We start from the raw sequence: 13,817 nt of genomic DNA on the forward strand, positions 1-13,817 counted from the left end.
GGCGGGGCCGGCACGGCCGCGCTCGGTGAGGAAGCGGGCGCGTTCGGCATCCCGGCCGGGCGGCAGCGCGGACAGGGCCAGCTGCCAGAACCCGATGGCCTCCGCGTGGGCGAGCTGACCCGCCGCGTGCCGGGCCGCGCGGGCGGCGTACCGCACGGCCTTGTCCGCGCCGCCCAGCCGTGCGGCCTTCGCGAAATGGTGCGCCAGGGCGGCGGACTCGGCCTCGGGCAGGACGGCTTCGAGCGCCTCGCCCACCCGCAGATGCAGGCGGACGCGTTCGACCCGGCTGAGTCCGGCGTACAGCGCCTCCTGGACCAGAGCGTGCGAGAACCGGTAGTCGGGCCCGGCGGGCGGTTCGACCAGCAGCCCGGACGCGACGGCCGGGTCCAGCGCGGCCATCACCTGCTCGGCCGTGCTGCCGGTGACGGACTCCAGCAGGTCGACGCCGACGTCGCGCCCGGCGACCGAGGCCGCCTTCAGCAGGGTGCGCGTCTCCTCGGGCAGCCGGGCCACGCGGTGTCCGATGACGCTCCGCACGCCGCTCGGCACTTCCTCCTCGCCCGCAGGCAGGCGCAGGATCTCCCCCAGGTAGAAGGGATTGCCGCCGGTCCTGCCCAGCAGGGAGGCCACCCGGCCCGGCTCGTCGGGCACCCGCCTGGCCCGCAGATAGGACGCCACTTCGGCAGCCGTGAACGGCAGCAGCGTCAGTCGGTCGCCGGACCTGGTCAGCACCGCCATCGTGGCGCGCAGCGCGTCGGCGTGGTCGCCGGGCTCGGGCCGGCTGGTGAGCAGGAGGAGCAGCCGATGCCGGGCCGCCGCCCCCACCACGAAGTCCAGCAGCCGCAAGGAGGACACGTCCGCCCAGTGCAGGTCGTCCAGGACGACCACCAGCGGCGCCTCGTCCGCCGACAGGACGTCCACCACCTTCTCGTACAGGCCGAACAGCGCGAGGTCGGGATCGTGCCGCGGGTCGAGCGCCCGCTCCGACAGCAGGCCGGAGCGGTCACCGGCCTCGCGCAGGATCTGGGTCCACGGCCAGAAGGCCGGTGCGGTGCCGTCCGCGCAGCGCCCCCAGGCGACGCGGAAGCCGCGCGCGACGGCCAGGTCGGCGGCGGCCTGGACGAGGCGGGTCTTGCCGATCCCCGCCTCGCCCGTGACGAGGACGGCGCCGCCCTGCCCGCGCCGCGCCTCGGCCAGCCGCCGCTCCACCAGCGCGAGGTGGGCCGATCGCGCGATCAACTGGTCCTCGTCCGGCTCCGGCTCCGGCCGGGCGGCGGGCGCCGCCTCGGGCCGGACGACGCGAACCCGCTCGGGCGCCGGAGGCAGCAACTCCGGCGACTGGCCGAACACCGCCTTCTCCAGCTTCTGCAGCGCAGGTCCCGGCGTCAGGCCGAGGTCCACGTCGAGCCTGGTCCGCACCCGGCGCAGCGCAGCCAGCGCGTCGGCCTGCCGGCCGGCCCGGTAGAGCGCGAGGACCAGCAGGGACCAGGCCCGTTCCCGGTACGGCTCGTCCTCCACGAGCGCTTCCAGCCCCGCGACCAGGGAGGCGGCCTCCCCCCGTACCAGCCGCGCGTCGAAGCTGTTCTCCAGGGACGCGACCCGGGTCTCGACCAGCTGGGCGATGACAGGACGGGCGAAATCGTGGTCGGCGAACTCTCCCAAGGGTTCCCCCCGCCACAGGCCGAGGGCCTGTTCGAGCACCTCGACGGCACGGTCGTGCGCTCCGCGGGCCAGCGCCGCCCGGCCCTCCTCCGCCCAGGCGGTGAACCGCCACAGGTCGACCTGGCCCGGCGTGATGTCGAGCAGGTACCCCGGCTCCCGGGTCAGCAGCAGCTGCGGCGGGGTCCGCGGCGGGCGCTCCGGCTCCAGGGCCCGGCGCAGCGGCGCGATGTAGGCCTGCAAGGTCCGGGTGGCTCCGGCGGGAGGCTCCTCGGCCCACAACTGCCCGATCAGCCGATCCAGCGAGACGACCCGGCCGGGCTCCAGCGCCAGCATCGCCACCAGGGCCCGCTGCTTGCGCGTGCCGAGATCCAGCACACCTCGTCCGCCCGCGGTCACCTCCAGAGGACCGAACAGCCGGAACTCCAGTTCCGCCCCCATGACCTCCCCCAGAACATCCGCAACCCCACCATACGGCACCCCAACTCGACCCCAACTCGACCCCAGTCCGACCCCAACCGCCGACCGCGACAGTGAAGCCATCGACGACGAACCGCCGACGGACCGGCGACGACAGGAAGGCGTCATGATCCTCCACAACGAGCTACGCAGCGTGATCCGCGGCAAGGTGCTGGTCGCCGGGGCCGAGGGGTTCGAGCAGGCGCGGCGCCCCTGGAACCGCGCGGTCGAGCAGCCCGTACGGGCTGTGGTCGAGGCGGCCGACGCCGAGGACGTGGCCACGCTGATCCGCTACGCCCGCCTGGCCGGGTTGACCGTGACCACCCAGCCCAGCGGGCACGGCGCCTCGGGCAACGCCGCCGACCTGATCCTGCTGCGCACCGGACACCTGGACGAGCTGCACATCGACCCCAACACGCGGGTCGCCCGCGCGGGAGCCGGCGTGTCGTGGGGCGGCGTCCTTCAGGCCGCGAGCCCGTACGGCCTGACCGGGCTGGCGGGCAGCAGCCCGGCGGTCACCGTCACCGGCTACACCCTCGGCGGCGGCCTGAGCTGGTTCAGCCGCAAGCACGGGTTCGCCTCCAGCAGCGTCCGCGCCTTCGAGGTCGTCGACGCCGTCGGGGCCCGCGCCCGGGTGACCGCCGAGTCGGACCCCGAGCTGTTCTGGGCGCTGCGCGGCGGCGGCGGCGACTTCGCCGTCGTCACCGCGGTCGAGTTCGACCTGCACCCCGCGCCCGCCCTGTACGGGGGGCGGGTCGTCTGGTCAGGCGAGCGGGCCAGGGAGGTGTTCGAGGTCTTCCGCGAGATCACCTTCGACGCGCCTGACGAGCTGAGCGTCTGGTTCAACCGGGTACGCCTGCCCCAGGCGCCGCCCCTCGTCACCCTGGACGTGACCTACCTCGGCGAGGAGGGCGACGGCAGGGCGCTGCTCGCCCGGCTCGACAAGATCGGCGACGCGCTCTCCGACAGCCGTGGGCCGGTCGCCGTGGCCGACCTCGGCGCCGTCACCGCCGAGCCCACCGACCCGGCGCCCGCGCGCTCCCGCGCCGAGCTGCTGACCGGCCTGGACGACGCGGTGGCGGAGATCCTGCTGGACACGCCCGCGGAACCGGTGGTCGGCATCCAGCTCAGGCACCTGGGCGGGGCGCTGGCCGCCGCCCGGCCGGACGGAGGGCCGAGCGGTCCCGTGGCCGAGCCGTATCTGCTGTCCACCTTCGGCCTCGCGCTCAACCCGGAGCTGAGCGCGGCCGTGGGGGCCAGGCAGCGGCGCTACGCGGAGGAGCTGGGGGAGCGGGTCGGCGGGCGCAAGCCGTACACGATGCTGGCCGCAGGGGAGCGGGCCGCGGCGGCCTTCACCGGGCCCGACCTGGACCGGCTGCGGGCGATCAAGCGGGCCCGCGACCCGCACGGCGTGATCCGCGCCAACTTCCCCGTCCTGAGCTGACCGAAGAACAGCGCGCACCGACCCTCCTGGCCGCCCCCGTCCTGCCGCTCCGCCCGCCGCCCGTCCGGGCGCGGGCGGGCTCAGGTCAGGGTGTCGATCCAGCGTTCCAGGCGAGCTCCCTCCGTGGCCAGCAGGTCCGGGTCGCGGAAGGTGTTGGTCAGCAGGGCCGCCCCCTGGTACGCGGCGAACAGCGCCACCGCCAGCTCCTTGGCGTCCGCGCGTCCCATGGCCGCGAACTGCTCCTCCACCCACGCGAGCAGCCGGGCCATCACGGTGGCGATGGCCCGGTCCAGGCCGTCGTCGCGTTTGTCCAGCTCGGAGGCGAGGGTGCCGGTCGGGCAGCCGTACTGGGCGGTGAGGACGCGCTCGCCGATCCAGCCCCGCAGCAGGGCCTTGAGCCGGTCCCGGGGCTCGGCGAGCCGGCCCAGCTCGTCGAGCATCGTCTCCAGGTGGTGGCCGTGCGCCTCGATGGCCGCCTCGATGAGCTGGTCCTTCGTCTTGAAGTAGTAGTAGACGTTGCCCACGGGGACGTCGGCCGCGCGCGCGATGTCGGCCAGGGTCGTCTTCTCGACCCCCTGCTCGTGCAGCACACGCACGGCGGCGCCCGCGAGCCGTTCCCGCTTCCCCGCCCGGGTTGAGTTAGTCACCTGACTCACTATAGACAAGCGCCCCGGCGACTCGCTATGGTCTCGATCTAAGTCAGTCAACTAACTAACTCGCAGGAGCAGTTCATGATCGTAGTGACAGGCGCCACCGGCAACGTCGGCGGCGAGCTCGTCAGGCAGCTCGTCGCGGCCGGCGAGCGGGTGACCGCGCTCTCCCGCCGCCCCGCGACGTTCCCCGAGGGCGTCCGGCGCAGCGCCGGCGACCTCGCGGACCCGGAGACGCTGAAGGACGCCTTCGACGGCGCCGACGCGCTGTTCCTGCTCGTCGCCGGCCCCGACCCGCGCGCCGTCCTGGACGCCGCCAAGGCGGGCGGCATCAGGCGCGTCGTCCTGCTCTCCTCCCAGGGGGCGGGGACGAGGCCGCAGGCGTACGAGCATCCGGCCGCCTTCGAGCGGGCGGTGCGCGAGTCCGGGCTGGAGTGGACGATCCTGCGGCCGGGCGGCTTCGCCTCCAACGCCCTGGCCTGGGCCGAGCCGATCCGGGCGCACCGCACCGCCGCCGCGCCGTTCGCCGGGGTGGGGCTGCCGGTCGTCGATCCGGCCGACATCGCCGAGGTCGCGGCCCTGGTGCTGCGGCAGGACGGGCACGCCGGGCGTACGTACGAGCTGACCGGGCCCGCGCCCGTCACCCCGCGCGACAGGGCCGCGGCGATCGGGCAGGCCATCGGCGCGCCGGTGAGCTTCGTCGAGCAGACGCCGGAGCAGGCCCGCGCGGAGATGCTGCGGTTCATGCCGGAGCCGGTCGTCGAGGGCACCCTGGCCATCCTCGGCACGCCGCTCGCCGCCGAGCAGCGGGTCAGCCTCGACGTGGAGCGCCTCCTGGGCCGCGCCCCGCGCTCCTTCGCCGACTGGGCCGTCCGCAACGCCGCCGCCTTCCGCCCATGACCACCGATGACACCGGGAGCACCATGAGCATCACCAGTACCGCGGGCATCCCCGCACATGGGACCGGCCCTGCCAGGCGCAGCCTGCCGATCCTGGACTCCACGATCGCCTACCGGGAGCTCGGCGACGGCGACCCGATCGTCTTCCTGCACGGCAACCCCACCTCCTCCCACCTGTGGCGGCACGTCATGCCCGCCGCCGGCCGCGGCCGGCGGCTGGCGCCCGACCTGATCGGCATGGGGGAGTCGGGCAAGCCCGCCATCGGCTACACCTTCGCCGACCACGCCCGCTACCTGGACGCCTGGTTCGACGCCCTCGGCCTCGACGACGTCGTGCTCGTCGGGCACGACTGGGGCGGCGCCCTGGCCTTCGACTGGGCCGCCCGCCATCCGGGACGGGTCCGCGGGATCGCCTTCACCGAGGCCATCGTCAAGCCGATGACCTGGGAGGAGTTCCCTGAAGGCGGGCGCGAGCTGTTCCGGGCGATCAAGACCGACGGCGTCGGGGAGTCCATGATGCTGGACGACAACGCCTTTCTCCGCGAGGGGCTGCCCGTCACCGTTCCCACGCTGTCGGAGCAGGACCGGGCGGCCTACCTGCGGCCGTACCCGACCAGGGAGAGCCGGCTGCCGCTGCTGCGGTGGGCCCGCTCGATGCCGCTGGGTGGCGAGCCGGCCGACGTGGTGGCCAGGGTGGAGGCGTTCGACGGGTGGCTGGCCGCCAGTCCGGAGGTGCCGAAACTGCTGATCGGCTTCCGCCCGGGACCTGGCACGATGTGGACGGAGGAAACCCTCGCCTGGTGCGCGGAGAACATCGCCGCGCTGGAGATCGTGCGGCGCGAGGAGGTGGCCGGTCACCACACCCCCGAGGACCATCCGGAGGTCATCGCGGCGGTCGTCGGCGAGTGGATGTCCAAGCGGGGGTGGTGAGCGGCGGGCAAAACCCAACAGTTGTTGGCCTACACTTGTTGTCATGGCCTTCACCGAACGCTCGGCGGCGACCAGGACCGCCATCCTGGCCGCCGCCAGGAAACTGCTCATCGAACGCGGCTACGAGGCCATGACGATCCGGGCGGTCGCCACCATGGTCGGCGTGGACCCGTCCATGGTCATGCGCTACTACGGCAGCAAGGCCGGGCTCTTCGGCGCCGCCGTGGACGTGGACCTGCGGCTCGGCATGGTCGAGCGGCCGTCGAGGGAACGGCTCGGCGAGCTGCTCGTCCGGCACTTCCTGGCCCGGTGGGAAGGCGATCTGGCGGACGACCTGCTCATCATGCTGCTGCGCTCGGCCACCACGAACCCCATGGCCGCCGAGCGCATGCGCGAGGTGTTCGAGACGCAGATCGCCGCGTTCGTGGCCGCCGCCACCGGGGCCGACGACGCCGCGCACCGGGCGGGGCTCGTCAGCAGCCAGGTGCTCGGCCTGGCCCTGACCCGGTACGTGCTGCGCTTCCCCCCGATGGCCGACGCCGACGTCGAGACTCTGGTACGCGACGTCGGGCCGGTGGTGCAGCACTACCTCGTGGGCGACCCGGTGCCGGCCCGCGCGCCGTCCTGAAAGTTTCACCGAAGTTCCGCAGGTGAGCGGTGCGTCGCCGGGACCCACGGATGTCAGCGCTAGCAGAAACTGAGGAGCGGCGTGAAGGCACGCACGGGACGCCTGGCCATCCTGCCCGTCCTGCTCATCTGTGGGTTCCTGTCACCCGCCCGCCCCGCCCTGGCCGACGCCTACGTGGCCGGGAACGCGGCGCCGACGGCCTCGTACACCTCCCCCTGGGAGAGCGTCGCGGCCGTCGACGACGGCATCGACCCGCCGAGCTCGAACGACACCGTCAACCGCCGCTGGGGCACCTGGCCGAACACCGGCAGCCAGTGGGCCGAGCTCGCCTGGGCCTCCGCGCAGACGATCAAGTCGGCCGAGGTGTACTTCCTCGACGACGGCGGCGGCGTGCGCGTCCCGGCCTCGTGGACGCTGCAGCGCTGGACCGGCAGCGCCTGCGCCGACATTCCCGGCACGTACCCGATCGCCGCGGACGCCTACAACACGGTCGCCTTCGCCACGGCGCTGAGCACCACCCGGCTGGGCGTCGTCCTGCAGAGCGGGCTGGGGTCGGCCGGGCTGCTGGAGATCAAGGCGTGGGCCGCCGATCCGCCCGGCGGCGGCACCGGCTGGAGCCCGCCGACCGGCCTGGTCACCCCGCTGAACGAGGTCTGGCAGCACGTCGAGAGCACCTACCCCGACCCGTACGGCTTCCGGAACTACGGCTTGGACCAGGTCATGGCCAACGGCGGCTCGCTCAACTACTGCGTACGGTGGGACACCGGCGCCACCGTGACGGCCGCTCAGCGTGACCGGATCCACGCCACACTGGCCGGCCAGATCAAGAAGTGGATGGACCTGATGACCGGCCACAACGGCTGGCCGTACAGCAGCGTGCCGGTGAAGGTGGCCGGCTGGGCCGTCCGTGACCGCGCCCGGCTCCAGTGGAGCGACGACTCCGTGGACGTCTACGTCAACGACATCCGGGAGAACGCCCCGCAGTGCGCAGAACGCTGCGGCCGCTTCTTCAACCAGAGCGGCAACTATCCGAACTGCCCGGGCGGCCCCTCGCACCACTACGACATGTCCCTCTGGCTGACCGCCGGCTTCGGCGGCGGCGCGGGCGGCGGCGCGGGCGGCGATTGGGGGCAGCGGATCGGCAGCGAGTACTACCTGTCCAACCTCGACGCCGACAACGTGCACATCCTGCTGCACGAGATCGGCCACTCGTTCGGGCTGGACGACTTCTACGACTGGACCCCGACCGGCGTGTGCTGCTTCCTGATGAAGGCGGGCAGCGCGTCGTCGATCACGGAGTTCGACGCGTGGATGTTCCGCGACTGGTGGCGCCACCTCAAGAGCCGCTACGGCCTGTGACCGTGAGGCCGTCCCAGGTGAAAAGGGGGGCCTGAGGCGCGTCGCCCCGGGGGAGCGGGCCGCGCGCCTCAGGCCCCCTCAGACCGTCAGCTCTGTGAACAGGCCGAGGTCTGCGGGGAGGCGATGGGTATCTCCACGCCCACGCCCGCGGCCTTGAGCCCCGGCGCGCAGACCTTGGTGTCGTTCAGCGCGTTGACGGTGCCGTCGACGGAGATGGGGCCGAACGCGGCCGCCGGAGCCGCGAGCGCGGACAGCGCTAGGGCGGCGGCGAGGGTTACGGTGCCGATACGGGTTGACTGGCGCATTCTGGCGTGCCCTTCTGTGTGGCGGAGGGGCCGATGATTTCCATGGGTTCTTTTTGCCGCTCACGATGACTACGGAACGTGACCATCGGTTACGTTCCGCTTCCGGACACGCCAAGCGCGGATCCCCTTGACGGGTTGCCGGGGATCGTCGGGGGCGGCCTGCGCCCGAATGCTTCGAAATTTCGTGAAATATCGCCTCTGACGTGGGCGTTCTCTGCGAAACGCAGGTCAGGTCAGGACGTCGAGCGCGCGGTCCACGTCGGCCTCGGTCGTGTAGACGTGGAAACTGGCGCGCACCCGGCCGGCCCGTACCGCCGCCCTGATCCCCGCCGTCTCCAGCCGCTCGCCCGGGGCGTCCACCGAGACGATGGCCGTGTCGGACGGCTCCAGGCCGAGGCCCGCGCGGAAACGGTTGGCCAGGGCCACGTCGTGCTCGTGCACCCGCTCGACGCCCAGCTCGTTCAGCAGCTCGATGGCCGGGGCGGCGCCGACGAAGCTGAACCAGGCGGGCGACAGGTCGAACGCCCGCGCGTCGCCGGCCAGGCGCAGGGGCGGCCCGTAGTAGGAGCCGCCGTCGTCGGCGCCGGCGTACCAGTTGGCGGCCAGCGGGCGCATGCGCTCCCGCAGTCGCGGCGACAGATAGGCGAACGCCGCCCCGCGCGGCGCCATCAGCCACTTGTACGCCGTGCACACCAGCGCGTCCACGCCCGCCACGTCCACCGGCAGCCAGCCGCACGCCTGCGAGGCGTCGGCGATGACGAGCGCGTCATGGGCCCGCGCGGCCGCCACGATGTCGGCCATCGGCGCCACGTAGCCGCTCGCCGACTGCACCACGCTGAACGCCACGGCCGCGGTGTCGCGGGTGATCGCGTCGGCCACCCGGTCGGCCGGGACCGTCACGATGTCGGCGGCCACCGCCCACGGGAACAGGTTGCTGGTGAACTCGACCTCGGGGACGACCACCTTGGCCCGGGGCGGCAGCGCCGTGGCCACGATCGACATGATCTGCGACACGTTCGCCCCGACGCTCACATCCGCGGCAGGGGCGCCGACGAGACGCGCGAAGGCCTCACGCGATCGGCCGACGGAGGCGTCCCACGGCTGCCAGTCGGTGCCGTGCCGCCACTCGGTCAGCACGACCTGCAGATCGTCGAAGGCCCGGCGGGGAGGCAGGCCGTAGGAGGCGGTGTTCAGCCAGCCCGGGTGAGCGTCCCAGAGCCCGGCGGCAGAGGTGATGTCCATGAGATCAGCCTAGATCGGGCGCAAGCGCCGGCCTCAGGCTGTGGCGTCGTTCGGGATCAGTCTGGGGCGGGCGGACCTGGCGGGCACAGGGTGCGGCGCCCCTGGGACCAGCCTGGATGGGGTGGAGCCGGCCGGGGCAGCGTGCGGCGTCCTTGGGACCAGCTCGAAGCGAGGCGCGCTGGCGGTGTCATCGTGCGGCGCGTTGCCACAGTGCGGGCCAGCCGCCGCGGCCCAGCCAGGCGGACGGGACCCGGAGGCCGTCCGTGGCGATCCGTTCGTTGAAGACGGCGAGGTCGGCGCCCAGTTCGACGGCCGCGGGGAACGCCCGCTGCCATGGCCCGTCCGGGTCGTCCAGGTCCGTACGGGGAAAGCCCGGCACGGCCGTCTCGCCCGGCCGCGTCACCGCGACGGTCGGCGGCGCGGCGTCCGGCCAGGAGGTGACCGCGACGACGAGCGCGCACAGCGGCGCCGTGCCGGCACGGCGGGCCACATGGTCGGCGAGCACCGGATCCCCTGCCCGCGCCAGGCGGCCGAGCGCGGCGCGGATCCGGCGGGCCACCAGCTCCATCGAGCGGGCGGGGGCGATCGCCTCGTGCCTGGCCAGCCGGCGCAGCGAGCCGGGAAGCGGGGCGTAGGCCAGCAGCAGGGGGAGCCGGTCGTACTGGTCACGCAGGCGCGGATCGAGGCCGGCCAAGGCGCGTTCCAGGGGACGCACACCGGTGGCCCGCCACAGCGCGACCAGACCGGTCGCGGGAAGGCCGTGCCGGCAAGCTCGCTCGATCCGGTCGGCCGACAGCCGCCGCAGCGCCGCCGGCCCTGCCGGCGTCTGGGCCCCGGGGGTGGTGCCGGCGGGTGTCTGGCGTCCGGTGGCGAGGCTCGTGAGTACCCGGGATCCGTGTGCGGTGCCGGCCGGTTCCTGGGATCTGCGGGCGGCATTCGCCGGCGCCGGGGTTCCAGCGGCAGCGGTCGCGGCCGCCGGGGTCCTCGGACCGGTGCCGGCGGGTGCCCTGGACCCATCGGCGGTGCCCGTGGGCGCTTGAGATCCAGGGGCGGTGTTCGTGGGCGTGCCGTCGCGGGCGGCGTACAGGCGATCGAGGGTGCTCAGGGCCGCCACGACGTCAGGGGCCGTCATGGCGTCCGCCACGAGCGCCGCCAGGGGGCCGCTCACCTCGAGAGACGCCCGCGCCGGCCGATGCCGGGACGCCGGGCGCGGCCCTGGGAGCCGGTCGGGCGGCTCGGGTGTGGTGGGCGCCGGCACCGGCAGGCCGGCCACCCAGGCCAGTACGCGCTGCCGCAGCGCGAGCTCCGGATCGGCGTTGAACCTGGCCCGGAACTCGTCGATCCGCCACCCGCGCGTGTGCTGGACGAGCTCGATGTTCGCGGCGATCGAGCCGTTCTCGTGGCGCAGCGCCAGCAGCACACACTCGCCCTGCGCCGCCGCCTCGGCGTAGTGCGGGGAGCCGATGCAGTTCCCCATGTACGCCGACCACTGCGTGAGCATCCGGGCGTCGCGCGCGCACTCCACCCGCAACCGCGTACCGGGCAGGATCGTGCCGTCGCGCGCCGCCAGCGGCTCGGGCAGCGCGAAGTCGCGCGTGAACGCCTCCGTGAACCGGAGCTCGGCGACCAGCCCCGCCCCCAACTCCTCCCAGGTACGGCAGTGCCGGGGCGGCCGGCCGCCGAACGAGATCAGCTGCGGCGCCCCGGCCTGCGCCGCCGGGATCGACTCGATCGGCGGCGTGAGCTGCTCGTCGGGGCGGGGGAAGGGGTCCCAGTGGAGGTAGGGGTAGTTGGGGCCGGCGTCGACCTCCGCCCGTTCGTGGCCGTTGAGCTGGGCGAGCGCGTCGGCGAGCTCGGCGTACCAGAGCAGGTCCCCGGCCGTCTCCTCCTCTTCCGCCGCCGTGCCGGGCCGGGCCGCCAGCCGTTCGCTCAGCGACGCCCGCGAGTCCTCCTGGTGCGGCTGCGACCACGAGGCGGGGTCGCGCTGCGGGGTGTAGCCGGCGACGGCCCGCCACTCGCGCATCCCCGCGCCCGCCCAGGCGCCCGCCTGTGGGCGGGCCTCAAGGACGCGGTCGGTGACGGCCTCGATGACGACCTCCGCGTACTCGGTCGCCCTGGCCAGGCGCTGCCTGACGTACGGTTCGCGCGGGTCGTGCCGTTTGGCGGCCAGGTCCCTGACGTAGCAGCCGGGCCTGGCGGGCAGGCCGGCGAGCCCGGGCACCCGGCGGGCCGCCCGCCCCGCCTCGTCCGGCTTCATGAGCGCGGCAGCGGCGACGAGCTGGTCCGCGCACCGGGCGATGCCCTCGCGTACGCCGTGATCGGCCACCGCCACGGCGGTGCGCACCAGGACCGTGGCGGCCAGAGCGTCGGCCAGGACGCGCCGCATCAGTGCCGCCCGCTCCCACGGCTCGGGGAACCAGCGGGCCGCCTCCGCCAGCGACGGCTCGTGGCCCAGCCGCTGGGTGATGTGCGCGATCAGCAGCTCATCCTCGTGGGCCTCGTAGCGGGCGGTCAGCTCCTCCAGCCTGCTCTGCCTGCCCTGCGTGGCCCGCAGCCGCCGCTTACGCCTGGCGCGCTCCTGCTCGGCCGCCACCCGTTCCCACAGGTCGAGCAGCAGATCGAGACGGCGCCTGCGGGGGAACGGGGTGAGAACGCGCTCCAGATGACCGGCCATGGTGGAAGCGGCGGCGTCCAAAGCCGGCTCCACCACGGCAGCCCTTGGTCGGTCCGCCCCATGGGTCGAGGCGGGTGGCAGCGCCGGGGCGTTCGTCTCCGGCGCGGGGGAGGGCAGGCCGAGGCGCAGGATGCGTTCGAGTTGCTCGGCGCCCAGCACCCCGCTGGCCGCCGAGGCGAGCTGGAGGGCGGCCCAGCGGCCGTCGGCGATGGCCTGGCTCGCGGCGGCGGCCACCGGCTTGGTCGCCTCCGTCCCGAACAGCGCCACCAGCACCCCCGCCCGCTCACCCAGCCGGTGCAGGCCCTCCAGCCCCAGCACCCGCACGGCCGCCAGCACCGCGTCCCGCCGGTCGCCGCGCGCGCCGTCCAGCCGGGCCGAGACGAACCCCGGGCACAGCTCCACCCCCGCCCCGGCCGCCGTGGGTTCGGCGGCGAGCAGCCGGTCGAGCTCGGCGACCGCAGGCCCCGGATCGGCCCCGGCGGGACCCACCACGACCGGCGCACCCTCAGATCGGACCCGCGCCCCCGCTCCGCTCCCGGTGCCGGTAACAGCCCCATGACCCGTGCGGCTCCCGGCGTCGCTCTCCGCGTCTTCACTCGTGCCGCTCTCAGAAACGCTCCCCGCGCCGCGCGCCGTCACCGGCCGCCCCCGCGCGTCCCAGACGCGCTGATCGCGTCCCGTCACCACCCCGAATGCCAGCCGCACCACACCCACATCATTCGGGCAAGAACGCCCGCCGGGCAACCGCATTCCCGAGGAGTCAGGCCCGCCGGGCGCCGAGCACCTCGTGCAACTCGGCCGAGCAGCGGGCCAGCTCCTCGGCGTGCGCGCCCCGGCCCAGCGTGCGCGGCCGGGGCACGTTCACCTCCACGACCGTGTGGACGCGCCCCGGACGCGGCGTGAGCACCACGACCCGGTCGGCGAGCAGCACCGCCTCCTCGATCGAGTGCGTCACCAGGACGACCGTGGCCGCGTGCTCCATGTGGATCTGCTGCAGCTCGATCGACAGCTCCTCCCTGGTCAGCGCGTCGAGGGCGGAGAACGGCTCGTCCATCAGCAGCACGCGCGGCCGCTGGATGAGCGCCCGGCACAGTGCCACCCGCTGCTGCATCCCGCCCGACAGCTCGTGCGGCAGCCGCCGGTGGAACGCCTCCAGGCCCACCATCTCCAGCAGTTCGCCCGCCCGCCGCCGGTGCTCATCGCCGCGCCATCCGAACACCTCGACCGGCAGCAGCACGTTGCCGAGCACGGAACGCCACGGCAGCAGCGCGGGACGCTGGAACATGATGGCCACGTCACGGCGTGGCCTGACCACCGGGCCGCCGTCCACCAGCACCTCGCCCGAGCTGGCCGTCAGCAGGCCCGCGATCAGCCGCAGCAGCGTGGACTTGCCGCAGCCTGACCGGCCGACGACCGCCACGAACTCCCCGGCGGCCACGTCGAGATCGACCTCGCGCAGCGCCTCCACCGCACCCCGGCGCCCGCCGAACACCTGGGACACCTTGCTCAGCCGGATCACCTGGCGACCTCCTCGGCCCGAGCCGGGCAGATCTCGCGCACGGACAGAT

The 13,817-nt window shown here is 74.1% G+C and carries 11 protein-coding genes; 5 read left to right on the forward strand and 6 right to left on the reverse strand.

Annotated elements, in window-relative coordinates; all coding sequences use genetic code 11:
- Window positions 1-2,100, reverse strand: a 2,100-nt coding sequence (locus ABFX54_RS05095; protein WP_346101782.1) for an ATP-binding protein, incomplete at its 3' end; no start/stop codon positions are given.
- Window positions 2,101-2,245: 145 nt separating this feature from the next.
- Here ABFX54_RS05095 and ABFX54_RS05100 point away from each other — a divergent pair.
- Window positions 2,246-3,562: an FAD-binding oxidoreductase gene (locus ABFX54_RS05100; RefSeq protein ID WP_346101784.1), complete on the forward strand. Its 1,317-nt coding sequence runs from the start codon at window positions 2,246-2,248 to the stop codon at window positions 3,560-3,562.
- 80 nt (window positions 3,563-3,642) lie between these two features.
- Here ABFX54_RS05100 and ABFX54_RS05105 read toward each other — a convergent pair whose 3' ends face one another.
- On the reverse strand, window positions 3,643-4,209 hold the full coding sequence (locus ABFX54_RS05105) for a TetR/AcrR family transcriptional regulator (protein WP_346101786.1): 567 nt from the start codon (window positions 4,207-4,209) through the stop codon (window positions 3,643-3,645).
- An 84-nt stretch (window positions 4,210-4,293) separates the two neighbouring features.
- Between ABFX54_RS05105 and ABFX54_RS05110 the strand changes: the two genes are divergently transcribed.
- From ABFX54_RS05110 to ABFX54_RS05125, 4 genes are all read left to right on the forward strand, one after another.
- The gene (locus ABFX54_RS05110; RefSeq protein WP_346101788.1) at window positions 4,294-5,112 is read left to right on the forward strand and encodes an NAD(P)H-binding protein; all 819 of its coding nucleotides are present in this window, start codon (window positions 4,294-4,296) and stop codon (window positions 5,110-5,112) included.
- Window positions 5,113-5,135: 23 nt separating this feature from the next.
- Window positions 5,136-6,041 (forward strand): haloalkane dehalogenase, encoded by a 906-nt coding sequence (locus ABFX54_RS05115; RefSeq protein WP_346101790.1) that lies wholly within the window; start codon window positions 5,136-5,138, stop codon window positions 6,039-6,041.
- Between the two features lie 43 nt (window positions 6,042-6,084).
- Window positions 6,085-6,669: a TetR/AcrR family transcriptional regulator gene (locus ABFX54_RS05120; protein WP_346101792.1), complete on the forward strand. Its 585-nt coding sequence runs from the start codon at window positions 6,085-6,087 to the stop codon at window positions 6,667-6,669.
- Between the two features lie 81 nt (window positions 6,670-6,750).
- On the forward strand, window positions 6,751-8,028 hold the full coding sequence (locus tag ABFX54_RS05125; protein WP_346101794.1) for a hypothetical protein: 1,278 nt from the start codon (window positions 6,751-6,753) through the stop codon (window positions 8,026-8,028).
- An 86-nt stretch (window positions 8,029-8,114) separates the two neighbouring features.
- On the opposite strand, the gene ABFX54_RS05130 is transcribed toward ABFX54_RS05125, so the two are convergent.
- The 4 genes from ABFX54_RS05130 to ABFX54_RS05145 form a co-directional block, all read right to left on the reverse strand.
- On the reverse strand, window positions 8,115-8,333 hold the full coding sequence (locus ABFX54_RS05130; RefSeq protein ID WP_346101796.1) for a hypothetical protein: 219 nt from the start codon (window positions 8,331-8,333) through the stop codon (window positions 8,115-8,117).
- A gap of 228 nt (window positions 8,334-8,561) precedes the next feature.
- Window positions 8,562-9,575: an aminotransferase class V-fold PLP-dependent enzyme gene (locus tag ABFX54_RS05135; RefSeq protein WP_346101798.1), complete on the reverse strand. Its 1,014-nt coding sequence runs from the start codon at window positions 9,573-9,575 to the stop codon at window positions 8,562-8,564.
- Window positions 9,576-9,762: 187 nt separating this feature from the next.
- Window positions 9,763-12,741, reverse strand: a complete 2,979-nt coding sequence (locus ABFX54_RS05140; RefSeq protein ID WP_346101800.1) for a hypothetical protein — start codon at window positions 12,739-12,741, stop codon at window positions 9,763-9,765.
- A gap of 268 nt (window positions 12,742-13,009) precedes the next feature.
- Window positions 13,010-13,768, reverse strand: a complete 759-nt coding sequence (locus tag ABFX54_RS05145; RefSeq protein ID WP_346101802.1) for an ABC transporter ATP-binding protein — start codon at window positions 13,766-13,768, stop codon at window positions 13,010-13,012.
- Window positions 13,769-13,817: the final 49 nt, after the last annotated feature.

This window comes from Nonomuraea maheshkhaliensis (genome assembly GCF_039529435.1).
GTDB lineage: Bacteria > Actinomycetota > Actinomycetes > Streptosporangiales > Streptosporangiaceae > Nonomuraea > Nonomuraea maheshkhaliensis.